Below are 23,306 nucleotides of genomic sequence, written 5' to 3'. Positions count from 1 at the left end.
GGACCCTGTGGGAGAGTAGGACACCGCCGAACAATTATTAGAAAGTCCCGCCCCCGGGGTCACCTCGGGGGCGGGACTTTTTTGCGTTGCCCTTCTGCTGTTGCCTCCCTGCCTGTCAGCGTTCGGCGCCGACCCTGGCGGCGGGGGCCTCGTATCCGGGGACCTTTGCCGCACGGCCGAGCTCGATGTCCAGGGCCTCGCGGCGGATGCGCTGGTCGACGTACAGCAGGGAGACGGCGCCCGCACTGATCGGCAGGGTCAGGGTGGAGCTGATCACGCCGCCGATGGCGACGATGATGATCGTGGTCCAGCTGCTGTCGCCGCTCGCGGAGAAGACGCTGTTGATGCTGTTGTCGCCCGCCGCGTCGGCGATCAGCGCGAACGGCACTTGGATGATGAGAGACGCGATGCCCGCGATAAGCATCATGAGCAGTTGCACACCGAGAACGCGCCACCATGAATCATTGACGAGCTTCAGCGAGCGCTTCATCGCCGCCTTGATGCCCTGCTTTTCGAGCATGAGGGCCGGAGCGGCGAGGCTCCAGAGATTCCACTGCCAGATCGAGACGACGATTCCGATGAGCAGCCCGAGTGAGGCGAGCGAGGCGCCCGCTGACTCGCCGCCGGCCAGCGCGATCAGCAGACCGGGGGCGGCGGGCACCGCGACGATCGCGCACAGTGCCAGCGGGATCAGCAGCGCGAGGCCGACGAGGAGTGTCAGCCGGGGGCGGACGTCCTGCCAGACCGAACACAGCGTGGTCGGCCGTCCGAGGATCGCGCGGCTGATGACAGTGGTGAGCAGGCCCGCGGTGAGGACCACTCCGATCATGCTCGTCACGATGAGCAGCAGCGAGGCCGCGGCAGTGCCGCTGAGCGCGTGCAGGATGTCGCTGACGCTCGGGTCGGAATTCCGGTTGAGGTCATCAATTCGAGTGTCATCAATAAGGAGGCCACTGATCAGCGCGTTGACGCTCTCGGTCAGAAGGCCGACGACGAAGGCCAGGACCATGGCGGTCCGCCAGTGCTGCCGCAGGGTGGAGACAGCGCCTTGCAGGATTTCCCCCACGTCCAGCGGACGCAGCGGGATCACTCCGGGCTGCGGCGCGCGCGGCCTGCCGCCGTACGCCGGCTGCCCCGTGCCGTACTGAGCCGCTGCCGGGCCCCAGCGCGGACCACCGCTCTGTGACGGCGGTGGGGGCGGGGGCGCCCACTGGTGTCCCCAGCCGCCACCGGGGCTGCCCGCACCCGGTCCTGAGGCCGGCGGCACGGGTGCCTGGGGCGGTGCCGGCTCGCCGGAAGGAGCGTCGCCAGGGGCCGCTGGGGAGGCGGGCGGGGCTGTCACGTCGGGCCGCGCGTCCGCGGGCGCTGCCGCGGGCACGGAAGGCCGTGCTGAGGTGTGCGGGTCGCTGCCAGAGGGGGTGTGCCACTGCCCGGGCGGTGGCTGCTGTCGTGACCAGACACCGCTCGTCGGCGGCACCGCGGGGGTCGTCGGGGCGTCAGGTGCGCGGTCGTCCTTCTCTTCCCCGGCTGCGGGGTGTGTTGCATCGGGGCTGTCGCCGCTGTCCGGCTCTGGCGAGTCGGAGGATCCGGGCGAGGCCCAGCCCGGAGTGTTGGTCATCGGAGGCTGCCCTTTCGTATGTCCTGTCGGTTACTCGTCGCCATCGTGTCACGGGCTGCCGTAGGTCGACCGTGGCAGGGCAGACTGGACGGATGGGTGATCACCTCGTGGAATCCGGTCATGGCACGGTCCCTGCGCTGCGCTGGGAGGAGCCGCCGGACGGTCCGGTCCTGGTGCTGCTCGACCAGACGCGGCTGCCGCAGGAGGAGGTCGAGCTGGCTTGTACCGACGTACCCGCGCTCGTTCAGGCGATACGTTCCCTCGCCGTCCGGGGCGCACCACTGCTCGGTCTGGCGGGGGCGTACGGGATCGCGCTGGCGGCGGTCCGCGGGTACGACGTGGAGGACGCGGCCGAGGTGCTCGCGCACGCGCGGCCGACGGCGGTGAACCTCGGGTACGGCGTGCGGCGCGCTCTTGCCGCGTACCGTTCGGCGGTGCCAGGGGCGGGGCCGGCGGCGGCGCTCGCCGAGGCGCGGGCGCTGCACGCCGAGGACGCGGCGGCGAGCACGGCGATGGCGGCGCACGGCGTGCGGCTGCTTGCGGAGTTGGCGCCCGGTGGCGGCTACCGGATCTTGACGCACTGCAATACCGGCGCATTGGTGTCGGGCGGGGAGGGGACCGCGTTGGGCGTCGTCCTGGCCGTGCACCGGGAGGGCGAACTGCGGCGGTTGTGGGTCGACGAGACGCGTCCGCTCTTGCAGGGCGCGCGGCTGACGGCGTGGGAGGCGGCGCGGGCGGGGATGCCGTACACGCTGCTGGCGGACAATGCCGCCGGGTCGCTCTTCACCGCGGGCGAGGTGGACGCGGTACTGATCGGGGCGGACCGGATCGCGGCCGACGGGTCGACGGCGAACAAGGTGGGGAGCTATCCGCTGGCGGTGCTCGCCCGCTATCACGGGGTGCCCTTTGTGGTGGTCGCGCCGACGACGACGGTCGATCCTGCGACTCCCGACGGTGCGGCGATCGAGGTGGAGCACCGGCCCGGAAGTGAGGTGACGGATCTGGCTCCCTCACCGCTCGGCACACAGGCCTATAATCCGGCATTCGATGTCACACCGCCGGAGCTGATCACCGCGATCGTCACGGAGCACGGTGTGGCGTCGCCGGTGACTGCCGAGAGCCTCGCGTCGGTGTGTGCACAGCAGACCGTTCGGTGACGCTCCGCGGAGCGTCACGTGCGGGCAGGTCCACAAGTTATCCACAGGCTGCAGCTGAGGGGCAGCGCAACCGAGTACAACCAGGGACAATAGTCGCATAGCGTGACCTTGATCACGAAAGGTCACCAGTATCGATATGCAAATGGGATGATGGTCGGTATGAAGGGACGTGTCCTGGTCGTCGACGACGACACCGCGCTGTCAGAGATGCTTGGCATCGTGCTGCGCGGAGAAGGTTTTGAGCCGTCGTTCTGCGCTGACGGCGACAAGGCGCTTGCTGCATTTCGGGAGGCCAAGCCGGATCTGGTGCTGCTCGATCTCATGCTGCCCGGACGGGACGGCATCGATGTCTGCCGGCAGATCCGGGCGGAGTCAGGTGTGCCGATCGTGATGCTCACGGCGAAGAGCGACACCGTGGACGTGGTCGTCGGCCTGGAATCGGGCGCGGACGACTATGTCATCAAGCCGTTCAAGCCGAAGGAACTGGTGGCACGGGTCCGGGCGCGGCTGCGGCGGGCGGAGGAGCCGACACCGGAGCAGCTGACCATCGGCGATCTGGTGATCGACGTGGCCGGCCACTCGGTGAAGCGCGACGGCCAGCCGATCGCGCTCACGCCGCTGGAGTTCGACCTGCTGGTCGCGCTCGCCCGCAAGCCGTGGCAGGTGTTCACCCGCGAGGTCCTGCTCGAGCAGGTGTGGGGCTACCGGCACGCGGCGGACACCCGGCTGGTCAATGTGCACGTGCAGCGGCTGCGCTCCAAGGTCGAGCAGGACCCTGAGCGCCCGGAGATCGTGGTGACCGTCCGCGGGGTCGGTTACAAGGCAGGACCGGGCTGAGATGTGCGCCTCGTACGAGCGTGAGCGGCTGGAGAGCCGGCTTGCGGACCCGATGCGCGGTCTGCTGCCGGTGATCCGCTCGTGCGTGCGCTGGGCACGGCGTCCGCTGCAGCCGGCAGCCCGGCTGTGGCGGCGCAACCTCCAGTTGCGGGTGGTCGCCTTCACCCTGCTGATGTCGGTCGGCGTGGTGCTGCTGCTCGGCTTCGTGGTCATCGGGCAGGTGAAGAACGGCCTGCTCGACGCCAAGGAGAAGGCCGCGCAGAATCAGGCGACCGGTGGCTTCTCCATCGCTCAGAACATGGCGACGCAGGGCAGCCAGGCGCAGGACGGCGCGGATGCCGCATCCGGGCCGTCGCGCGGGTCCATCGATTCGAGGACCTGGCTCAACGGCCTGGTCGGGCAGTTCGCGAGCGGCGGCAAGGGCGTGTACTGGATCGTCACGCTCAGCCCCGGGACGGACGGGCCCGACGAGTTCGGCCGGGCCAGCGACGACTCCACGCGCGGGCCCCGCGGCTCGGACCGCGTACTGCCCGTGGAGACCATTCCCAAATCGCTCAGCGACGCCGTCGACAGGCACACCGGGGCGCTCAAGCAGTACACGATGCTCAAGACCGACGACGGCAATCCGCCGCGGCCCGCGCTCGCCATCGGCAAGCGCCTCACGGATCCCAACGGCACGTCGTACCAGCTGTACTACGTCTTCCCCTTCGATCAGGAGGAGAAGACCCTCGGCCTGGTCAAGGGCACTCTTGCGACGGCCGGCATCTTCGTGGTGGTCCTGCTCGGCGCCATCGCGTGGCTGGTGACCCGGCAGGTGGTCACGCCGGTGCGGATGGCCGCCAGGATCGCCGAGCGGCTCGCGGCCGGCAGACTGCAGGAACGGATGCATGTCACCGGTGAGGACGACATCGCCAGACTCGGCGAGTCGTTCAACAAGATGGCGCAGAATCTCCAGGTCAAGATCCAGCAGCTGGAGGATCTGTCGAGGATGCAGCGCCGCTTCGTCTCCGACGTGTCGCACGAGTTGCGGACGCCGCTGACGACGGTACGGATGGCGGCGGACATCATCCACGACGGGCGCGACGACTTCGATCCGGTGATGTCGCGGTCCGCGGAATTGCTGCAGAACCAGCTGGACCGCTTCGAGTCGCTGCTCTCGGACCTGCTGGAGATCAGCAGGTTCGACGCGGGCGCGGCCGAACTGTCGGCGGAGCCGATAGACCTGCGCGAGGTGGTGCGCCGGGTGGTCGACGCGGCGGAGCCGCTGGCCGAGCGCAAGGGCAGCCGGGTGGTGGTACGCGGCGACGCCCAGCCGGTCATCGCCGAGGCCGACCCCCGCAGGGTCGAGCGGGTGCTGCGCAATCTGGTGGTCAACGCGATCGAGCACGGCGAGGGCCGGGACGTGATCGTACGGCTGGCGACGGCCGACGGAGCGGTCGCGATCGCGGTGCGGGACTACGGCGTCGGACTCAAGCCGGGCGAGGCGACCAGGGTGTTCAACAGGTTCTGGCGGGCCGATCCCGCCCGGGCGCGCACCACGGGCGGTACGGGCCTCGGGCTGTCGATCGCGGTGGAGGACGCACGGCTGCACGGCGGCTGGCTCCAGGCGTGGGGTGAGCCGGGCGGCGGGTCGCAGTTCCGTATGACGCTGCCGCGGACGGCGGGCGACAGCCTGCGCGGGTCGCCGATCGCACTGGAGCCCGACGACTCGCGCCGCAACCGCGGACTGATCGCGTCGGGTCTGGCGGCCACGCCGACCGTCCCCGCGCCCCGGGCGGGTGCCGGCGGCGCGGCAGTGGGCAACGGGCACGGCAGGGAGGCGGGGCGCCTGATACCGCCGATGCCCAGCGTGGCTCCGGCCCGGCCGGCGACGGCCGATCCCGCGGCGCTGCCGGGCAGCGGGGCGCGGGTGGTGGGACGCAAGGAAGCGGTTCGGGAGGACGACGTCTGATGCGAGTCATGGGGGGCCGGGGCCTGCGGGTGCTCAAGCGCGGCGGGTTGCCGGTGTGCGTGGCGCTGCTGCTGGCCGGATGCACGTCCATGCCGAGCAGCGGCGAGGTCCGCAAGGCCGACAACGGGCAGCAGGCGGACGCCGACTCGCAGGTGCGGGTGTTCGGCATACCCCCGCACTCCGGCGAGAGCGCCTCGGAGATCGTCGACGGCTTCCTGGAGGCCACCACCAGCGGTGAACCGGATTTCGCCACGGCCAAGAAGTACCTGGCCACGAATCTGGAGCACACGTGGGACCCGTTCACCGGGATCACCGTGCTGTCCGGCAGCCCGCAGAGCGACGGCGGCGACGACACCGGCCCCAAGGACGCGAGCACGACGGTGGCGGTGTCCGGGCCCAAGGCTGCGCTGGTGGACGCCAAGCACGCGTACCAGCCCGACACGGGCAATTTCCGCGCGACCGTCCATCTGGTCAGGCAGGGCAAGGAGTGGCGCATCGACGCGCTGCCGAACGGCCTGATCCTGTCCGCCGCAGACTTCCACCGGATATATCACTCCGTGAACATGTACTACTTCGCCGAGCTGGATTCCGACGCGGAGCGGTTGGGCACTCGGCAGCAGAGGCTGGTGGCCGACCCGGTCTACCTGCGCCAGCAGCAGCCCGACTCGCTGGCCGCGACGGTGGCCGCGTTGCTCGCGGGCCCCACGGACTGGCTGTCCCGTGCGGTCGCCCCCGCGGCTCCCGCGGGGGTCCGGATCTACGGCAAGGGCCCGGGTGAGGGCGTCACGCTGGACGATTCGCAGCACCTGCGGGTCCGGCTGAACAAGGCGGCGGACCGGCTCGGCACCGACGCGTGCGTGCGGCTGGCCGACCAGCTCTTCGCCACCGTGCAGGCGCAGTCCTCCGCGAAGCTGCTGTCCGCCGAGGTGCAGCACGCCGACGGCGGAACGGCCTGCTCGCTGCCCAGCTCCCAGGCGCACGGGTACGGTTCCGCGAATCAGATCGGGTCGGGGGCGGGGCAGTATTTCATCGGCGCCGCGCAGCACCAGTTGTACGAGCTGACGCCGAACGGTACGGCCGCGCATCCGGTGCGCGGGCAGTTCGGCTCGGCCAAGGCGGATCTGGCGTCGGTCGCGGTGCAGCGCGAGGAGCTGATGGCCGCGGGGGTCAAGTCCGACGGGCGCCAGCTGGTGGTCGGATCGCTGACGGACGACGAGCCCTTCCAGGCGTCGACGCTGACCAGCGCCGCGCAGGACCCGAGGAACGGGCTGAGCGCGCCGAGCTGGGACGGCTTCGGCGACCTGTGGGTGGCCGACCGCAATCCTGCGGTCTCCAAGCTGTACGTGCTGCGGGGCGGCACGGGGGCGCCGGCCGAGGTGGACGTGCCGGAGCTGGAGGGGCGGGTCGAATCGCTGCGGGTCGCCTCCGACGGGGTGCGGATCGTCCTGGTCGTGGACAAGGACGGTGTCAAGACACTGCAGCTCGGCTGGATCGAGCGGGCCGGCACACAGCAGAGGCCGCAGTTCAGCGTGATGGGCCTGCGCGACCTCACGCCGAACGGGGAGAGCGTCAGCTCGGTGTCCTGGGCGGGCGCGAGCCAGCTGGTGGTGCTGGGCAGCGACGTGGGCGGCGGCCAGCAGATCCAGTACGTGAACACCGACGGTTTCGTGGCTCCCGCGGTGGCGAGCATCGGCGAGGCGGTGTCGGTGGCGGCCTCCGAGGACACGACCCAGCCGCTGCTGGTCTCCAACAACGGCAGCGTCTACTGGCTGCCCGTCGACTCGAACTGGAAGAAGGTCACGCCGAAGGGCGGCAGCCCGGTCTACCCGGGCTGACCGGCGGGCGGAGGGCCGGAGCGCCGCCCGCCCCAGGCCCCGCATGGACCGCATGGACCGCATGGACCGCATGGACCGCATGGACCGCATGGACCGCCGCTTGTCAGGTGCCTGATCCGAGTTGTCCACAGCCCTCGCACGAGTGACTGGCAGCCGATGCCCGGCAGCAGTCACAGTGGACGCATGGGGGGCTGGTGGCGGGAGATCGCCGGGCTGCTGCTGCCGGTGGACTGCGCGGGCTGCGGGTCTCCGCGTACGGAGTTGTGCGAGCGGTGCCGGGGGCTGCTGGGCGGGGCGTTCTCGGTACGGCGGGTACGTCCGGCGCCGGAGCCGGCGGGGCTGCCACCTGTCCATGCGGCGGGGCGGTACGGCGACGAGGTGCGGGCCGTGCTCCTGGCGCACAAGGAAAGAGGCGCGCTGGGCCTGGCCCGGCCGCTGGGAACGGCCCTTGCCGCGGCTGTAGGGCCGCTGGGCGTCGCGGGGACGGTGCTGCTGGTACCAGTGCCCTCCGCGCGGCGGGCAGTGGCACGGCGGGGTCATGACGCCACCGCACGGATGGCCCGTGCGGCGGCAGCGGCACTGCGCCGGCAGGGGACACCGGCCAGGGCGGTGGCGGTGCTGCGGCAGCGGCGGGCGGTCGCCGACCAGTCCGGGTTGGACGCGGCAGGGCGACTGGCCAATCTGTCCGGCGCGATGGAAGTGGCCGGCGGCTCCCTGGCGCTGCTGGCGGCGGCACCGGTCGTCCTGGTGGACGACCTGATGACGACCGGGACGTCACTGAGCGTGGCGGCTCAAGCCCTCACAGCGGCTGGGGGGAGGGTGGCAGGAGCGGCGGTGGTCGCGGGACCGGACGGTCCTGAAATCCCCTCCGCTGCGCATCGCCGCAGGTGACGGGCTCCGGTATTCACCCGAATGGAGGTAGTGCGGCGCTGGGGATGCCGACCTCCGCACACCAGGACTATGTTCGGGGTAGAGGGAAGCGAACACTATGGGGTGTTGATCTTCCCTGTGGGGCAGGAGGAGGTGAAAGCCGTAGCTTCGCGGTACCCGGTGAGCCCGGGGGGCGAAGCGGCAGCAGACGCAGCGCCGGACGGGACTGGCACCCGGGCCGGCCTCAGCGAAAGGGACCGTTGCCGGTCAGCCGGCGCGGTCCGGGAACGGAGTTCTGCGTGGACATCGTCGTCAAGGGCCGCAAGACCGAGGTGCCTGAGCGGTTCCGGAAGCACGTGGCCGAGAAGCTGGACAAGATCCAGAAGCTCGACGGCAAGGTGATCAGCCTCGACGTCGAGGTGTCCAAGGAGCTCAACCCGCGGCAGGCGGACCATTCCGACCGGGTGGAGATCACGCTCAACACCCGGGGCCCGGTGGTCCGGGCGGAGGCGGCAGCCGCCGACCCGTACGCCGCGCTGGACGTCGCGGTGACCAAGCTGGAGGCGCGGCTGCGCAAGGCCGCGAGCAAGCGCCACACCCGCCGGGGCAATGAGCGGATTCCCGCCGCCGAGGTCGCCTCGGCCGTGCCGGAGGCGGCGTACATCAACGCCGACGGCGAACTCGTGGGCAGCGAGGACTCGACGGACGGGGTGCCGACCAAGCGGATCGGCCCGCTGGAGGTACGCGGCGACGGGCCGCTGGTGGTCAGGGAGAAGACGCACGCGGCGGCGCCGATGGCGCTGGACCAGGCGCTCTACGAGATGGAGCTGGTCGGGCACGACTTCTACCTCTTCATCGACGCCGACACCAAGCAGCCGAGCGTGGTCTACCGCCGGCACGGCTACGACTACGGCGTGATCCACATCAACGCGGACGAGGCGGGCACCGAGGCCCCGGCCGGAGCTGGCGGGCTGCTGCGCCGCTGAGCCGGGCCGCCGGACGACAGGGCGGCTGTGCGTGGTGCCCCCGGGTTCTCCTGGGGGCACCAGCACGCCAGGACGTGAAATGCTGGACCAGCAGTGGTGAACTCTGGTCTGAGGGGGAGGATCTGATGCCGGATTTTGCGCACCGGGCAGCCGGCGGGAGCGGTCCCAGCCCCTATTCGCGCTCGGACGTATCGGCCGGGCCGGCCCCGGTCGAACCGATCCGGGTACTGGTGGTCGACGACCACGCGCTGTTCCGGCGGGGCCTGGAGATCGTGCTCGCGCAGGAGGAGGACATCCAGGTCGTCGGCGAGGCTGGCGACGGGGCGGAAGCGGTGGACAAGGCGGCTGACCTGCTGCCCGACATCGTGCTGATGGACGTACGGATGCCGCGCCGCGGTGGCATCGAGGCGTGCACCTCCATCAAGGAGGTGGCCCCCAGCGCCAAGATCATCATGCTGACCATAAGCGACGAGGAAGCCGACCTCTACGAGGCGATCAAGGCCGGGGCGACCGGTTATCTGCTCAAGGAGATCTCCACCGACGAGGTGGCCACCGCGATCCGCGCGGTCGCGGACGGGCAGTCGCAGATCAGCCCCTCGATGGCGTCCAAGCTGCTGACCGAGTTCAAGTCGATGATCCAGCGCACCGACGAGCGGCGGCTGCTGCCTGCGCCCAAACTCACCGACCGGGAGCTGGAGGTGCTCAAGCTGGTGGCCACCGGGCTGAACAACCGGGACATCGCCAAACAGCTGTTCATCAGCGAGAACACCGTGAAGAACCATGTGCGCAACATCCTGGAGAAGCTGCAGCTGCACTCCAGGATGGAGGCCGTGGTCTACGCGATGCGCGAGAAGATCCTGGAGATCCGCTGACCCGGTGCCGCCGCCGGCGGCGCACGCGGCGCCCGGGCGGTCAGCGGCGGTCGTGGCCGCGCTTGACCGCGGTGACCAGCGGCTCGCGCAGGGTCTCCGGCAGCACCCGCTCCACCCGGGCCTCCACGCAGCCCACCCAGCCGGCCGCCTCGGAGATGGCGTCGGCGGCGGGCTGCACCGCCTTCGGGCCGTCCAGTGTCACCTGCCGGGCGATCAGGGTCTTGCCCTCCCGGGCCGGATCCACCCGGCCGACCAGCCGGCCGCCCGCGAGCAGCGGCATCGCGAAATAGCCGTGGATCCGCTTCGGCTTGGGGGTGTAGGCCTCCAGGCGGTGGGTGAAGCCGAAGATCCGCTCGGTGCGCGGCCGGTCCCAGACCAGTGAGTCGAAGGGCGACAGCAGCGTCGTGCGGTGCCGGCCGCGCGGCTCGCTCGCCAGCGCCGCCGGATCGGCCCAGGCCGGCTTGCCCCAGCCCTCGACCTCGACCGGCACCAGACCGGTGTCGGCGATCACCGCGGAGACCTGCTCGCCCCTGAGCCGGTGGTAGTCGGCGAGGTCGGCGCGGGTGGCCACCCCCATCGCGGCGCCGGCTTGGGTGACCAGCCGCCGCATGCACTCGGCGTCGTCGATGTCGTCGTGCAGCAGAGTGTCCGGGACGGCGCGCTCCGCCAGGTCGTAGATCCGCTTCCAGCCGCGCCGCCGGGTGCAGACCACCTCGCCGGTGTCCAGCAGCCACTCGACGGCGATCTTTGTCTCGGACCAGTCCCACCACGGCCCGCCGTTCTTCGCGCCGCCCAGTTCGGTGGACGTCAGCGGCCCGTCGGCCCGCAGCCGGTCCAGGACCGCGGCGCACGACCGCTCGGCGTCGGCCAGCACGTGCCAGCGGTGGCCGCGCGCCCGCCGGGCCCGGCGCCGGAAGGCGAAGTGCGGCCACTCCTCGATCGGCAGGATGCACGCGGCGTGCGACCAGTACTCGAAAGCGTGGTCGTCCGACCAGTACGCCCGCTCCACCGCCTCCCGGCCGACCGCGCCCAGCCGCGCGTACGGGATCAGCTCGTGCGAGCGGGCCAGCACCGAGATCGTGTCGAGCTGCACCGCGCCCAGCGAACGCAGCACCCCGCGGGTGCCGGCCCGCCGGTCGGGAGCGCCGAGGAATCCCTGGGCGCGCAGGGCGATCCTGCGGGCCTCGTCGGCGGACAGGGTGAGCTGGTGCGGCGGCAGCGCTGTCATGGCCGCAAGCCTAGGACGCCCTACTGACAATCGGTGCTGACCTGCGAAAACCGCTGGTATCGGGGGATCACGCCGACGGCTGCCCTGCGTCGTACGGCAGATACGCGGTCGCCGATTCCCGCCCCCAGTCCGAGGGCAGCAGGGCCCCGCTCCAGGCGTCGCGCCGGGTCCCGTCCTGCACGATCTTCGCCCGTACGGTGCCCTCCATGACGAAGCCGATGCTGAGTGCCACCGCCCGGGAGCCGACGTTGCCGGCCTCCGCGACCCATTCGAGGCGCTCCACGCCCAGCGACCGGAAGGCCCAGTCGCACACCGCGCGGCCCGCCTCGGCGGTGTAGCCCCTGCCGCGCTGCTCCTTCGCCGTCCAGTAGCCCAGCTCAGCCTGCCGGCCCGGTGCGGCCAGCTGCGCCAGCCTGACCAGCCCCATCGAGCTGACCAGGGTGCCGCTCTCCCGGGTGAAGACGCCGAAGTTGTAGGAGGTGTCGTCGCGCCAGCCGCGCGGGCTGACCTGTTCGACGAAATCCACCGCGTGTGCGCGGGTGTAGGGCGAGGGGACGGTCGTCCAGCGCGGGATCTCGGGGTCCTGGCACGCGGCCAGCACGGCGTCGACGTCGGACGACTCCAGCGGACGCAGCAGCAGGCGCCCGGTGGTCAGGGTGGTGGGCTCCATGGCTCGGCGTACCTTCCGCGACGGGCTCGGACGGGGACAAACGACCTGCGGCCGAGTATTGCGGAGCCCGCGGGACCCTGGAAAACCGTTTTGCCGTCGCCGGGCCTCCCGGCCCGCTGGTCTCCTCGCTTACGATGGCCGTTGCAGCAGGGCCGAGGCCGACAGAAAACCCCGCTGTGCCCCGCGCGGCAACCGCGCCAGGCCCGACCGGCAAGGAGCCAGCCTACGTGTCCGTCATCAACAAGCTCATGCGTGCAGGCGAAGGCAAGATCCTGCGCAAACTGCACCGCATCGCGGACCAGGTCAATTCCATCGAAGAGGACTTCGAGAACCTTTCCGATGCCGAGCTGCGGGCGCTGACCGACGAGTACAAAGAGCGGTACGAGAACGGCGAGACCCTTGACGACCTGCTGCCCGAGGCGTTCGCCACGGTCCGCGAGGCGGCCAGGCGGGTCCTGGGCCAGCGGCACTACGACGTCCAGCTGATGGGCGGCGCCGCCCTGCACCTGGGCTACGTCGCCGAGATGCGCACCGGTGAGGGCAAGACGCTGGTCGGCACGCTGCCGGCGTATCTCAACGCGCTGTCCGGCAAGGGCGTGCACCTGATCACCGTCAACGACTACCTCGCCGAGCGCGACTCGGAGTGGATGGGCCGGGTGCACAAATTCCTCGGCCTCGAAGTCGGCTGCATCCTGGCGAACATGTCGCCCGCCGAGCGCCGCGCGATGTACGCGTGCGACATCACATACGGCACCAACAACGAGTTCGGCTTCGACTATCTCCGCGACAACATGGCGTGGTCGAAGGACGAACTGGTACAGCGCGGCCACAACTTCGCGATCGTCGACGAGGTCGACTCGATCCTGGTGGACGAGGCGCGTACGCCGCTGATCATCTCCGGGCCCGCCGACCAGGCCACCAAGTGGTACAGCGACTTCGCGCGGCTGGTGCGCCGGCTCAACCGCGGCGAGGCGGGCAGCCTCGGCAAGGAGGAGACCGGCGACTACGACGTGGACGAGAAGAAGCGCACCGTCGCCATTCACGAGTCCGGCGTCGGCAAGGTCGAGGACTGGCTGGGCATCGACAACCTGTACGAGTCGGTCAACACCCCGCTCGTCGGTTATCTGAACAACGCCATCAAGGCCAAGGAGCTGTACAAGAACGACAAGGACTACGTCGTCATGGACGGCGAAGTCATGATCGTCGACGAGCACACCGGCCGTATCCTCGCCGGCCGCCGCTACAACGAGGGCATGCACCAGGCGATCGAGGCGAAGGAAGGGGTGGACATCAAGGACGAGAACCAGACGCTCGCCACGATCACCCTGCAGAACTTCTTCCGCCTGTACGACAAGCTGTCGGGCATGACCGGTACGGCCATGACCGAGGCCGCCGAATTCCACCAGATCTACAAGCTCGGCGTCGTGCCGATCCCGACCAACCGGCCGCTGGCCCGGATGGACAAGCCGGACCTGATCTACCGCACGGAAGAGGCGAAGTTCGCGGCCGTGGTCGAGGACATCGTCGAGAAGCACGAGAAGGGCCAGCCGGTGCTGGTCGGCACGGTCTCGGTGGAGAAGTCCGAGTACCTGTCGGCGCAGCTGTCCAAGCGCGGTGTCCCGCACGAGGTGCTGAACGCCAAGCAGCACGACCGTGAGGCGTCGATCGTCGCCCAGGCCGGGCGCAAGGGCGCGGTCACCGTGGCCACGAACATGGCCGGCCGCGGTACGGACATCAAGCTCGGCGGGAATCCCGACGACCTCGCGGAGGCGGAGCTGCGGCAGCGCGGCCTGGACCCGCTGGAGCACGTCGAGGAGTGGGCCGCGGCCCTTCCCGAGGCGCTGGAGCGCGCCGAGGAGGCGGTCAAGGCCGAGCACGAGGAGGTCGTGGATCTCGGCGGCCTGTACGTGCTGGGCACCGAGCGGCACGAGTCGCGCCGGATCGACAACCAGCTGCGCGGCCGTTCCGGCAGGCAGGGCGACCCCGGCGAGTCCCGCTTCTACCTCTCCCTCGGCGACGACCTGATGCGGCTGTTCAAGGCGCAGATGGTCGAGCGCGTGATGTCCATGGCCAATGTGCCGGACGACGTGCCGATCGAGAACAAGATGGTCACCCGCGCCATCGCCTCGGCCCAGTCGCAGGTCGAGCAGCAGAACTTCGAGATCCGCAAGAACGTCCTCAAGTACGACGAGGTGCTCAACCGGCAGCGCGAGGTCATCTACGGCGAGCGCCGCCGCGTCCTGGAGGGCGAGGACCTGCACGAGCAGGTGCAGCACTTCATGGACGACACCATCGACGCGTACATCGACGCGGAGACCCGTGAGGGCTTCGCCGAGGACTGGGACCTGGACCGGCTGTGGGGCGCGTTCAAGCAGCTCTACCCGGCCAAGGCGACCGTCGAGGAGCTGGAGGAGGAGGCGGGCGACCGCGCCGGTATCACCGCCGAATTCATCGCGGAGGCCGTCAAGGACGACATCCACGAGCAGTACGCGGAGCGCGAGAAGCAGCTCACCGAGGACATCATGCGCGAGCTGGAGCGTCGCGTGGTGCTGTCGGTGCTGGACCGCAAGTGGCGTGAGCACCTCTACGAGATGGACTACCTCCAGGAGGGCATTGGGCTGCGCGCCATGGCGCAGCGCGACCCGCTGGTGGAGTACCAGCGCGAGGGCTTCGACATGTTCACGGCCATGATGGACGGCATCAAGGAGGAGTCCGTCGGCTATCTGTTCAACCTGGAGGTCCAGGTCGAGCAGCAGGTCGAGGAGGTGCCGGTGACCGCCGACGCCGATGTCCAGGACGCGGTGCCGTCGCTGGCCAAGGACCGCCCGGAGATCCGTGCCAAGGGCCTGGAAGCCCCCAAGCGGGCCGACCGGCTGCACTTCTCCGCGCCGTCGGTGGACGGCGAGGGCGGCGTCGTCGAGGGCGACTTCGAGGGCGCCCCGGCGGACGCCGCCGCCGAGGACGACGAGGTCGGCCAGACCCGCGCCGAGCGGCGCAAGGCTGCCAAGGGCGGACGCCGCCGCAAGAAGTAGGCCCTGCGCGCCGCCTGCGCGGATGCGAGCACCGGCCGGGGGCCGGACCGGAGACGGTCCGGCCCCCGGCCGCGTCATGGTGCGGTGCGCGGCGCCCGCGGCGTATCGCCGCGGGGTCGGCGGTCGTCCTGCCGGAGGTCATCGGGCCTCGACCGCGGTGCAGTGCCAGTGACCGGGGCCGTAGCCGGACGTCGCCCGCGGGCCGCCGGACTCCAGGCGGAAGGCCAGCGCGCGGAAGACGTCCTGGCCCAGGCAGACCACGGCGCACACTTCGAGCGCCGACACATCGATCGCGCAGACGCGGCAGCGGTACACGAAAGGGGTACGCCCGCGGTTGCCGCGCGGGCGCCAGTCGGCCCGCTGCGCGTGCAGCTCCCACAGTTGCTGATACGCCTCGTCCCTGACCTTGCCGGCCAGCATCGTCAGCGGCTGCCGCCCGGTCAGGACGTCGAGCAGCCGGCCGGCGAACCAGTCGTGCGCCGGCATCGGCCTGAGAACTCCGGCCGGCGCACGGCCCGGCTGCGGCCGTCCCGCGGGGCGGCGGATGTCCCGGCGGCCGGGCGGCGCCGCCCCCGCGCCTCCGGGCCTGCGCGGCGGCGCGGACACGGGCGACGACGGTACGCGCCTGGGTACGCGCCGCCGCGGGTCGGGGGCGGCTCCTGACGCGGGCGCGACGGGTGGCTGCGGTGGCTGCATGGCGGGCTCCCCAAGATTGTTACTGACTGGTAGTCCGGTTCTAGGGGTGGCCGCCGGCACCAGGCAAACCCGGCGTGCGCTGTTCGAAGGCGCCGCAGAATTCACCTATCAGCGTGGTTGCGCACGTATGCTTCACGCCATGCGCGTCTATATTCCGACAACCCTGGCGGGGCTGGCCGAGGCCTACAAGGCAGGCGACGCGGGGCCTGTGCCGCTCGACGCCTTCGCTGTGACGCCCAGCCTGCGTGAGTGGTACGTCTCGGACGACATAGAGGAACTGGAGTACGCGGCGCTGACCCGGGCCGCCCAGGCGTCGCTGCGGCTGCTCGCGATTCACCCGGATGTGCCACGCCGCCGCACGGTCATCGCGGTCGACGTCCCCGACGCCGCGGTCCGCTTCGACCCGGACCGCGCTCTGGATCCGGCCGCGTTGGGCGAGGTCAGGCTCTCGCAACGGGTGCCGCTGGCCGATGCCGCGGCGGTCCACCTGGACGCGGACGACGCCGAGCGCGACGTGGCGGCCGCGGCCGACGCGCTGGGGGCGGCGGACGCCGGTGACGACGACGCCCAGTTCACGGTGGACGGCGCCGAGGACCACGAGCTGCTCTGGTACGCCACCCAGGAGATCCCCAATCTGATCGGCTGATCGACCGATCCGCCGATCGCCGTACAGTCGGACCGGGACCCGAGTTGTCCACAGGCCGCACACCGTCCCGACGCCCCACGCGAGTACGGTTCTTTCCATGAGCACGCATCTCGTGTGGGACTGGAACGGCACTCTTTTCCACGACATCGACGCAGTGATCGAGGCGACGAACGCCTCCTTCACCGAACTCGGCCTGCCCCCGATCACCATCGACCGCTACCGCGAGCTGTACTGCGTGCCCGTGCCCCTGTTCTACGAGCGGCTGATCGGGCGGCTGCCGTCGGACGCCGAGTGGGAGGTCATGGACGCGACCTTCCACCGGTATTACTGGACGCTGGCCGAGACCTGCGGGCTGGCCGAGGGCGCCGCCGAACTGCTGGCCGCCCGCCGGGCCGCGGGGCTGACCCAGTCGCTGTGCTCGCTCGCCCCGCACGAGCAGCTGGTGCCGATCGTGGCTGCGCACGGCATCACCGAGCACTTCCTGCGTGTCGACGGCCGCAGGGGGAAGGCGACCGAGGGCAAGGCCGCCCAGATGGTCCGTCATCTGGAGTCGCTCGGCCCCGTCGATCCGCGCCGGACCGTGGTGATCGGCGACGCGCTGGACGATGCGGTCGCCGCCGCGCACGTCGGCGCCCATGCCGTGCTCTACACCGGCGGCTCGCACTCCAGGGCAACCTTGGAGACCGCGGGCGTGCCGGTGGCGGACAGCCTCGCCGAGGCCGTCGAACTGGCCGAGCGAATAGCTTCCTGACGGACCACCGGCACCTTTCAGACGAATGTCCCGGCCGGTTTCTGTCCATTCGGGCCAAAGACGTCTGGTGCATTTGTACGAAGACGTCTCCTGACAGCCCCCCCGGACAGGGCGATAGCCTGGGCGTCGTGATCAACGTTGATCCGTTCTCCCGGGGCTGCTCCGTGCCGACGGGCGCGGCGAACCCCTTTTCCGGCATAGCGTCGTCCCGTAGCGGAAACCCCGCGTCGCGGTACGTCGTGCCATCCACCGACGTCACGCAATGGCGCGCGACAGGAGTCAGAGGACATGCAGACCAAGCTGGACGAAACCAAGGCCGAGCGGCTGGAACAGGCAGCGCGGGTCGGTGAGAACAGCCAGAAGGGGAAACAGCCCGGCCAGGGCCTCGACCCAGCGGCGATGACCGCGTTTCTCCAGCGGTACTACCTGCACAGCGCGCCGGAAGACGTGGTCGACCGTGATCCGGACGACATCTTCGGTGCCGCGCTGTCCCACTACCGGCTCGCCGAGGTACGCCCGCAGGGCAGTGCGAACGTCCGGGTGCACACCCCGAGCGTGGAGGAGAACGGCTGGCAGTGCAGCCACACCGTCGTCGAGGTGGTCACCGACGACATGCCCTTCCTCGTGGACTCCGTGACCAACGCGCTCACCCAGGCCAACCGGGCGATCCACGTCGTGGTCCACCCGCAGTTCACCGTCCGCCGGGACCTCACGGGCAAGCTGCTGGAAGTGATGGCCACCGCCCCCGAGGTCGGCGACGGGACGCCGCCGCACGACGTGCTGGTCGAGTCCTGGATCCATGTCGAGATCGACCGGGAGACCGACCGGGGCGACCTCAAGGAGATCACCGCCGACCTGCGCCGGGTGCTGTCCGACGTACGGGAGTCCGTCGAGGACTGGGCGAAGATGCGGCAGGCCGCGCAGTCCATCGCCGACGAGCTGGCCGCCGACCCGCCGCCGCTGCCCGCGCAGGAGACCGGTGAGGCCCTCGAACTGCTGCGCTGGCTCGACGGCGACCACTTCACCTACCTCGGCTACCGCGAGTACGAGCTGACCACCGGGACCGCGGAGGACGGCGGTTCTGAGGACGTGCTGGCCGCCGTCCCCGGCACCGGGCTCGGCATCCTGCGCTCCGACCCGCAGCACCCGCTCAGCGACAGCACCCACCCGGGGCACCCGAACTCCCCGTCGTTCAGCCGGCTGCCGGCCGACGCCCGCGCCAAGGCCAGGGAGCACAAGCTGCTCATCCTGACCAAGGCCAACAGCCGCTCCACCGTGCACCGGCCGTCGTATCTGGACTACGTCGGGGTGAAGAAATTCGACGCCGACGGCAATGTGATCGGGGAGCGCCGCTTCCTCGGGCTGTTCTCGTCCGCCGCCTACACCGAGTCGGTGCGCCGGGTGCCGGTGGTCCGCCGCAAGGTCGAAGAGGTGCTGGAGGGCGCCGGATTCTCCGCCGACAGCCACGACGGGCGCGACCTGCTGCAGATCCTGGAGACCTACCCGCGCGACGAGCTGTTCCAGACCCCCGCCGACGAGCTGCGGTCCATCGTCACCAGCGTGCTCTACCTCCAGGAGCGCCGCAAACTGCGGCTCTTCCTGCGGCAGGACGAGTACGGCCGCTACTTCTCCGCCCTGGTGTATCTGCCGCGGGACCGCTTCACCACCGCGGTAAGGCTGCGGCTGACCAACATCCTCCAGGAGGAACTGGGCGGCCACAGCGTCGACTTCACTGCGTGGAACACCGAATCGGTGCTGTCCAGGCTGCACTTCGTGATCCGGATCGACCCGGGGGCCTCGCTGCGCGAGCTGACCGACGCCGATGTCGAGCGCATCGAGAGCCGGCTGTCGGACGCCACCCGCTCCTGGGCCGACGGTTTCGCCGAGGCGCTGACCGCCGAATGCGGCGAGGAGCGCGCTGCCGAGCTGGTCCGCCGCTATGGGCAGGCCTTCCCCGACGGCTACCGCGCGGACTTCCCGCCCCGGGTGGCGGTCGCCGACCTCCAGCACTTCGAGGAGCTGGGCGAGGACGACTTCACCCTCAGCCTGTACGAGCCGGTCGGGGCCGCGCCCGCCGAGCGGCGGTTCAAGATCTACCGCACCGGGGCGCCGGTCTCGCTGTCCGCGGTGCTGCCCGTGCTGCAGCGGCTGGGCGTCGAGGTGGTGGACGAACGGCCCTACGAGCTGCACTGCTCCGACCAGTCACGGGTCTGGGTCTACGACTTCGGGCTGCGGCTCGACCCGGCGCTGGGCGACCTCGGCGACGACGCGCGGGAGCGTTTCCAGGAGGCCTTCGCCGCCACCTGGACCGACCGGGCGGAGAACGACGGCTTCAACTCCCTGGTGCTGCGGGCCGGCCTCGACTGGCGGCAGGCGATGGTGCTGCGCGCGTACGCCAAATACCTGCGGCAGGCCGGGTCCACCTTCAGCCAGGACTACATGGAGGACACCCTCAAGACCAACGTCCACACCACCCGGCTGCTGGTCAACCTCTTCCAGGCCCGCCTCTCGCCCGACCACCAGCGGGCCGGCAGCGAGCTGACCGACGGTATCCTGGAGGAGCTGGACGGCGCGCTCGACCAGGTCGCCAGCCTGGACGAGGACCGTATCCTGCGGTCCTTCCTCAGCCTGATCAAGGCCACCTTGCGCACCAACTACTTTCAGCGCGCCGAGGACGGGCAGCCGCACCGGTACCTGTCGATGAAGTTCGACCCGCAGTCCATCCCCGAACTGCCCGCGCCCCGGCCGGCGTTCGAGATCTGGGTGTATTCGCCCCGGGTGGAGGGCGTGCACCTGCGGTTCGGCAAGGTCGCCCGCGGCGGTCTGCGCTGGTCCGACCGGCGCGAGGACTTCCGCACCGAAGTGCTCGGCCTGGTCAAGGCGCAGATGGTGAAGAACACCGTGATCGTGCCGGTCGGCGCCAAGGGCGGCTTCGTCGGCAAGCGGCTGCCCGACCCGGCCGCCGACCGCGACGCGTGGCTCGCCGAGGGCATCGCCTGCTACAAGACCTTCATCTCCGGGCTGCTCGACATCACCGACAACCTGGTGGCCGGCGACGTCGTCCCGCCGCGCGACGTGGTCAGGCACGACGGGGACGACACCTATCTGGTGGTCGCGGCCGACAAGGGCACCGCGTCCTTCTCCGACATCGCCAATGAGGTGGCCGTCTCCTACGGCTTCTGGCTCGGCGACGCCTTCGCCTCCGGCGGCTCGGTCGGCTACGACCACAAGAAGATGGCCATCACCTCCTCCGGCGCCTGGGAGTCGGTGAAGCGGCACTTTCGGGAGACGGGCCACAACACCCAGGAAGAGGACTTCACGGTCGTCGGCATCGGCGACATGTCCGGTGACGTGTTCGGCAACGGGATGCTGCTGTCCGAGCACATCCGGCTGATCGCCGCCTTCGACCACCGGCACATCTTCCTCGACCCCAAGCCGGACGCGGCGACCTCGTACGCCGAGCGGCGGCGGCTGTTCGAGCTGCCGCGCAGCAGCTGGGCGGACTACGACACCTCGCTGATCTCGCAGGGCGGCGGGATCTACCCCAGGACGGCCAAGTCGATCCCGGTCAACGCGCATGTGCGCGCGGCCCTCGGTATCGCGCCGGGCGCCGCCAAGATCACCCCGGCCGAGCTGATGAAGGCCATCCTTCAGGCCCCGGTCGACCTGCTGTGGAACGGCGGCATCGGCACCTACGTCAAGGCCTCCACCGAGTCCAACGCGGACGTCGGTGACAAGGCCAACGACGCGATCCGCATCGACGGCTCCGACCTGCGGGTCAAGGTGGTCGGCGAGGGCGGCAACCTGGGCTTCACCCAGCTGGGCCGGATCGAGTTCGCCCGGTCGGGCGGGCCCGAGGGCGCCGGCGGCCGGATCAACACCGACGCGATCGACAACAGCGCGGGGGTGGACGCCTCCGACCACGAGGTCAACATCAAGATCCTGCTCAACAGCGTGGTGGCCGAGGGTGATCTGACGGTCAAGCAGCGCAACAGCCTGCTGGCCGAGATGACCCACGAGGTCGGCAACCTGGTGCTGCGCAACAACTACGCGCAGAATGTCGCGCTCGGCAACAGCATGGCGCAGTCCGACAGCCTGCTCCCGGCGCACCAGCGCTTCATCCGCCGCCTGGTGCGCGACGGGCATCTGGACCGGGCGCTGGAATTCCTGCCCACCGACCGGCAGATCCGCGAACGGCTCGGCGCGGGACAGGGCCTGAGCCAGCCGGAGTTGGCGGTGATCCTCGCCTACGCCAAGATCACCACGGCCGAGGAGCTGATCCACACCGGGCTGCCCGACGACGCCTATCTGCGGCGGCTGCTGCACGCGTACTTCCCGCTGCCGCTGCGGGAGCGGTTCGCCACGCAGATCAACGCCCACGCGCTGCACCGCGAGATCGTCACCACCGTGCTGGTCAACGACACGATCAACACCGGCGGCACGACCTTCCTGCACCGCTTCAGGGAGGAGATCGGCGCCACCACGGAGGAGATCGTCAGGGCGCACACCGCCGCGCGCGCGATCTTCGGGCTCAGCGGGATCTGGGACGAGGTCGAGTCGCTGGACAACACGGTCGACGCCACCGTGCAGACCCGGATCCGGCTGCATTCGCGCCGGCTGGTCGAGCGGGCCACCCGCTGGCTGCTCAACAACCGGCTGCAACCGCTGCAGATCGCCGAGACCATCGACGACTTCGCCGAGGGCGTCGCCACGGTCTGGTCCCAGCTGCCGAAGCTGCTGCGGGGCGCCGACCTGGAGTGGTACGAGACGCTGCACGAGGAGATGACCGGCAGCGGAGTGCCCGAGCAGCTGGCCACCCGGGTCGCCGGATTCTCCTCGGCCTTCCCCGCCCTCGACATCGTGGAGGTCGCCCACCGCAGCGGCAAGGAGCCGCTGGACGTGGCCGAGATCTACTTCGACCTCGCCGACCGGCTGCAGATCACCCAGCTGCTGGACCGGATCATCCTGCTGCCGCGCTCCGACCGCTGGCAGTCGATGGCCCGGGCCGCGATCCGCGAGGACCTCTTCGCGGCGCACGCGGCGCTGACCGCCGACGTGCTGGCGGCCGGCGACGACCTGGCCACCCCGGAGCAGCGCTATCACGCCTGGGAGGAGCAGAACGCCGGGCTGATCGGGCGGGCGCGGACGACCCTGGAGGAGATCCAGGGGGCGGAGGAATTCGACCTGGCCAGCCTGTCGGTGGCGATGCGGACGTTCAGGACGCTGCTGCGCACCCACCGCTGAGCCCGGAGCCGGGCGGGCGGACGGCACAGGGGTGCTGTCCGGCCCGCCCGGTGCGGGGCCGGTCAGGAAGCGGCGCCCGGGACCTTCCAGAGGGTGAGGCTGCCGGTGTAGACGGGGGTCTTGTAGAAGTTCCGAGTCGGCTCGGTCGCGGTGATCGTCCACATGGCGAGGTCGCCCGACGACGTCACCATGCACAGCCGGTCGCCGACCTTGATCAGGGCGTTCGTGCCGACCAGCTGCTGGGCCCCGATCTGGGTCGGCAGCGGGGCGGAGTCGGCGGCGTCCTTGCAGTCCGCGGGCTCGTCGGTCGGCGACTTGCCGGCCGGGGTGTCGAAGGTCAGGTAGTCGTCGCCATAGCTGAACTCGATGTCGCCGTTCTGGAGGGTGTGCTGCGGGTCGACCTTCGGCTGGTCCAGGTCCACGTCGGGGCCGGAGTCCAGGCTGTTGGGCGGCCGGACGGTGAGGGTGCGGTTCTGGAAGATCACCGTGTAGTCGCCGGACGGGGCGCTGGGCGCGTCGGAGCCCGTCGCGCCGCCGGCGGCGGACGCTCCGGTCCCGGCGGGGTCGGTGACGGTGGCCGGGCCGCTGGTGGGCTGCTGGTCCGGGGCCTGCGAGGGGGCGCTGCCGGAGGGGTTGCCCTTCGCCGAGGCGTCGTCGTCGTTGCTCGCGCGGGTGAAGGCGTAGGTCAGCGTCACGGCGAGGACCAGGACGAGGACGCCACCGCCTATCGCCAGCACCTTCTGCATCCGGCCGCTCGGCTGTCCTCCCGTACCCGGCGCGGAGCCGGAGCCGGGGCTTTGCGCGCCGGTCTGTACGCCGCCCGGCGGCTGCCACGAGGACGTTCCCGCCGGGTAGGCCGTGCCCGGCCCCTGAGGGCCCGGCCCCTGAGCGCCGAGCCCCTGCTGACCCACCC

At 70.6% G+C, this 23,306-nt stretch carries 14 protein-coding genes and 2 pseudogenes; 11 read left to right on the top strand and 5 right to left on the bottom strand.

The window, feature by feature from the left end; all coding sequences use genetic code 11:
- Positions 1-115 precede the first annotated feature (115 nt).
- Positions 116-1,090: a hypothetical protein gene (locus V7E46_RS20435; RefSeq protein WP_333769748.1), complete on the bottom strand. Its 975-nt coding sequence runs from the start codon at positions 1,088-1,090 to the stop codon at positions 116-118.
- Positions 1,091-1,710: 620 nt separating this feature from the next.
- On the opposite strand from V7E46_RS20435, the gene mtnA reads away from it, so the two are divergent.
- The 7 genes and pseudogenes from mtnA to V7E46_RS20400 form a co-directional block, all read left to right on the top strand.
- Entirely contained in the window at positions 1,711-2,775 is a 1,065-nt protein-coding gene (gene mtnA, locus V7E46_RS20430; RefSeq protein ID WP_333769747.1) for an S-methyl-5-thioribose-1-phosphate isomerase, read from the top strand.
- A gap of 147 nt (positions 2,776-2,922) precedes the next feature.
- The gene (mtrA, locus tag V7E46_RS20425; protein ID WP_106966605.1) at positions 2,923-3,612 is read left to right on the top strand and encodes an MtrAB system response regulator MtrA; all 690 of its coding nucleotides are present in this window, start codon (positions 2,923-2,925) and stop codon (positions 3,610-3,612) included.
- Between the two features lies 1 nt (position 3,613).
- Positions 3,614-5,563: an MtrAB system histidine kinase MtrB gene (gene mtrB / locus V7E46_RS20420; protein WP_443054268.1), complete on the top strand. Its 1,950-nt coding sequence runs from the start codon at positions 3,614-3,616 to the stop codon at positions 5,561-5,563.
- Positions 5,563-7,398 carry an LpqB family beta-propeller domain-containing protein gene (locus tag V7E46_RS20415; RefSeq protein ID WP_333769746.1) on the top strand — a complete coding sequence of 612 codons (1,836 nt, stop codon included), beginning with the start codon at positions 5,563-5,565 and terminating at the stop codon, positions 7,396-7,398. The genes mtrB and V7E46_RS20415 overlap by 1 nt, the downstream gene beginning before the upstream one ends.
- A gap of 183 nt (positions 7,399-7,581) precedes the next feature.
- Positions 7,582-8,289, top strand: a complete 708-nt coding sequence (locus V7E46_RS20410; protein ID WP_333769745.1) for a ComF family protein — start codon at positions 7,582-7,584, stop codon at positions 8,287-8,289.
- A gap of 278 nt (positions 8,290-8,567) precedes the next feature.
- Positions 8,568-9,254 carry a ribosome hibernation-promoting factor, HPF/YfiA family gene (gene hpf / locus V7E46_RS20405; protein ID WP_443054267.1) on the top strand — a complete coding sequence of 229 codons (687 nt, stop codon included), beginning with the start codon at positions 8,568-8,570 and terminating at the stop codon, positions 9,252-9,254.
- A gap of 206 nt (positions 9,255-9,460) precedes the next feature.
- A pseudogene (locus V7E46_RS20400) lies at positions 9,461-10,126 on the top strand (response regulator); the annotation flags it as partial.
- Positions 10,127-10,166: 40 nt separating this feature from the next.
- Here V7E46_RS20400 and V7E46_RS20395 read toward each other — a convergent pair.
- Together V7E46_RS20395 and V7E46_RS20390 are read right to left on the bottom strand one after the other, a co-directional pair.
- The gene (locus V7E46_RS20395; protein ID WP_333769744.1) at positions 10,167-11,354 is read right to left on the bottom strand and encodes a winged helix-turn-helix domain-containing protein; all 1,188 of its coding nucleotides are present in this window, start codon (positions 11,352-11,354) and stop codon (positions 10,167-10,169) included.
- A 67-nt stretch (positions 11,355-11,421) separates the two neighbouring features.
- A complete protein-coding gene (locus tag V7E46_RS20390) occupies positions 11,422-12,024 on the bottom strand; it encodes a GNAT family N-acetyltransferase (RefSeq protein ID WP_333769743.1) in 603 nt (200 codons plus the stop codon).
- Between the two features lie 227 nt (positions 12,025-12,251).
- Between V7E46_RS20390 and secA the strand changes: the two genes are divergently transcribed.
- Positions 12,252-15,056 (top strand): preprotein translocase subunit SecA, encoded by a 2,805-nt coding sequence (gene secA / locus V7E46_RS20385; RefSeq protein ID WP_333769742.1) that lies wholly within the window; start codon positions 12,252-12,254, stop codon positions 15,054-15,056.
- Between the two features lie 138 nt (positions 15,057-15,194).
- Here the strand turns inward: secA and V7E46_RS20380 are convergent, their stop codons facing one another.
- The gene (locus V7E46_RS20380) at positions 15,195-15,542 is read right to left on the bottom strand and encodes an Rv3235 family protein (protein WP_329178557.1); all 348 of its coding nucleotides are present in this window, start codon (positions 15,540-15,542) and stop codon (positions 15,195-15,197) included.
- Between the two features lie 349 nt (positions 15,543-15,891).
- On the opposite strand from V7E46_RS20380, the gene V7E46_RS20375 reads away from it, so the two are divergent.
- From V7E46_RS20375 to V7E46_RS20365, 3 genes are all read left to right on the top strand, one after another.
- A complete protein-coding gene (locus V7E46_RS20375; protein ID WP_329178558.1) occupies positions 15,892-16,398 on the top strand; it encodes a DUF6912 family protein in 507 nt (168 codons plus the stop codon).
- Positions 16,399-16,495: 97 nt separating this feature from the next.
- On the top strand, positions 16,496-17,149 hold the full coding sequence (locus V7E46_RS20370; protein ID WP_333769741.1) for an HAD family hydrolase: 654 nt from the start codon (positions 16,496-16,498) through the stop codon (positions 17,147-17,149).
- 288 nt (positions 17,150-17,437) lie between these two features.
- The gene (locus V7E46_RS20365) at positions 17,438-22,393 is read left to right on the top strand and encodes an NAD-glutamate dehydrogenase (protein ID WP_333769740.1); all 4,956 of its coding nucleotides are present in this window, start codon (positions 17,438-17,440) and stop codon (positions 22,391-22,393) included.
- Between the two features lie 62 nt (positions 22,394-22,455).
- Here V7E46_RS20365 and V7E46_RS20360 read toward each other — a convergent pair.
- A pseudogene (locus tag V7E46_RS20360) lies at positions 22,456-23,306 on the bottom strand (hypothetical protein); the annotation flags it as partial.

It is taken from the genome of Streptomyces sp. IBSBF 2435 (assembly GCF_036815005.1).
Taxonomy (GTDB): Bacteria; Actinomycetota; Actinomycetes; order Streptomycetales; family Streptomycetaceae; genus Actinacidiphila.
The sequence above is the reverse complement of the archived record's forward strand: the minus strand, read 5'-3'. Positions and strand labels throughout refer to the sequence as shown.

Excerpts from the sequence above, each read along its gene's own strand:
- mtnA (WP_333769747.1), top strand. The coding sequence starts at position 1,711 with ATGGGTGATCACCTCGTGGAATCCGGTCATGGCACGGTCCCTGCGCTG.
- mtrA (WP_106966605.1), top strand. The coding sequence starts at position 2,923 with ATGATGGTCGGTATGAAGGGACGTGTCCTGGTCGTCGACGACGACACC.
- mtrB (WP_443054268.1), top strand. The coding sequence starts at position 3,614 with ATGTGCGCCTCGTACGAGCGTGAGCGGCTGGAGAGCCGGCTTGCGGAC.
- V7E46_RS20415 (WP_333769746.1), top strand. The coding sequence starts at position 5,563 with ATGCGAGTCATGGGGGGCCGGGGCCTGCGGGTGCTCAAGCGCGGCGGG.
- V7E46_RS20410 (WP_333769745.1), top strand. The coding sequence starts at position 7,582 with ATGGGGGGCTGGTGGCGGGAGATCGCCGGGCTGCTGCTGCCGGTGGAC.
- V7E46_RS20395 (WP_333769744.1), bottom strand. The coding sequence starts at position 11,354 with ATGACAGCGCTGCCGCCGCACCAGCTCACCCTGTCCGCCGACGAGGCC.
- V7E46_RS20390 (WP_333769743.1), bottom strand. The coding sequence starts at position 12,024 with ATGGAGCCCACCACCCTGACCACCGGGCGCCTGCTGCTGCGTCCGCTG.
- V7E46_RS20380 (WP_329178557.1), bottom strand. The coding sequence starts at position 15,542 with ATGCCGGCGCACGACTGGTTCGCCGGCCGGCTGCTCGACGTCCTGACC.
- V7E46_RS20375 (WP_329178558.1), top strand. The coding sequence starts at position 15,892 with ATGCGCGTCTATATTCCGACAACCCTGGCGGGGCTGGCCGAGGCCTAC.
- V7E46_RS20370 (WP_333769741.1), top strand. The coding sequence starts at position 16,496 with ATGAGCACGCATCTCGTGTGGGACTGGAACGGCACTCTTTTCCACGAC.
- V7E46_RS20365 (WP_333769740.1), top strand. The coding sequence starts at position 17,438 with ATGCAGACCAAGCTGGACGAAACCAAGGCCGAGCGGCTGGAACAGGCA.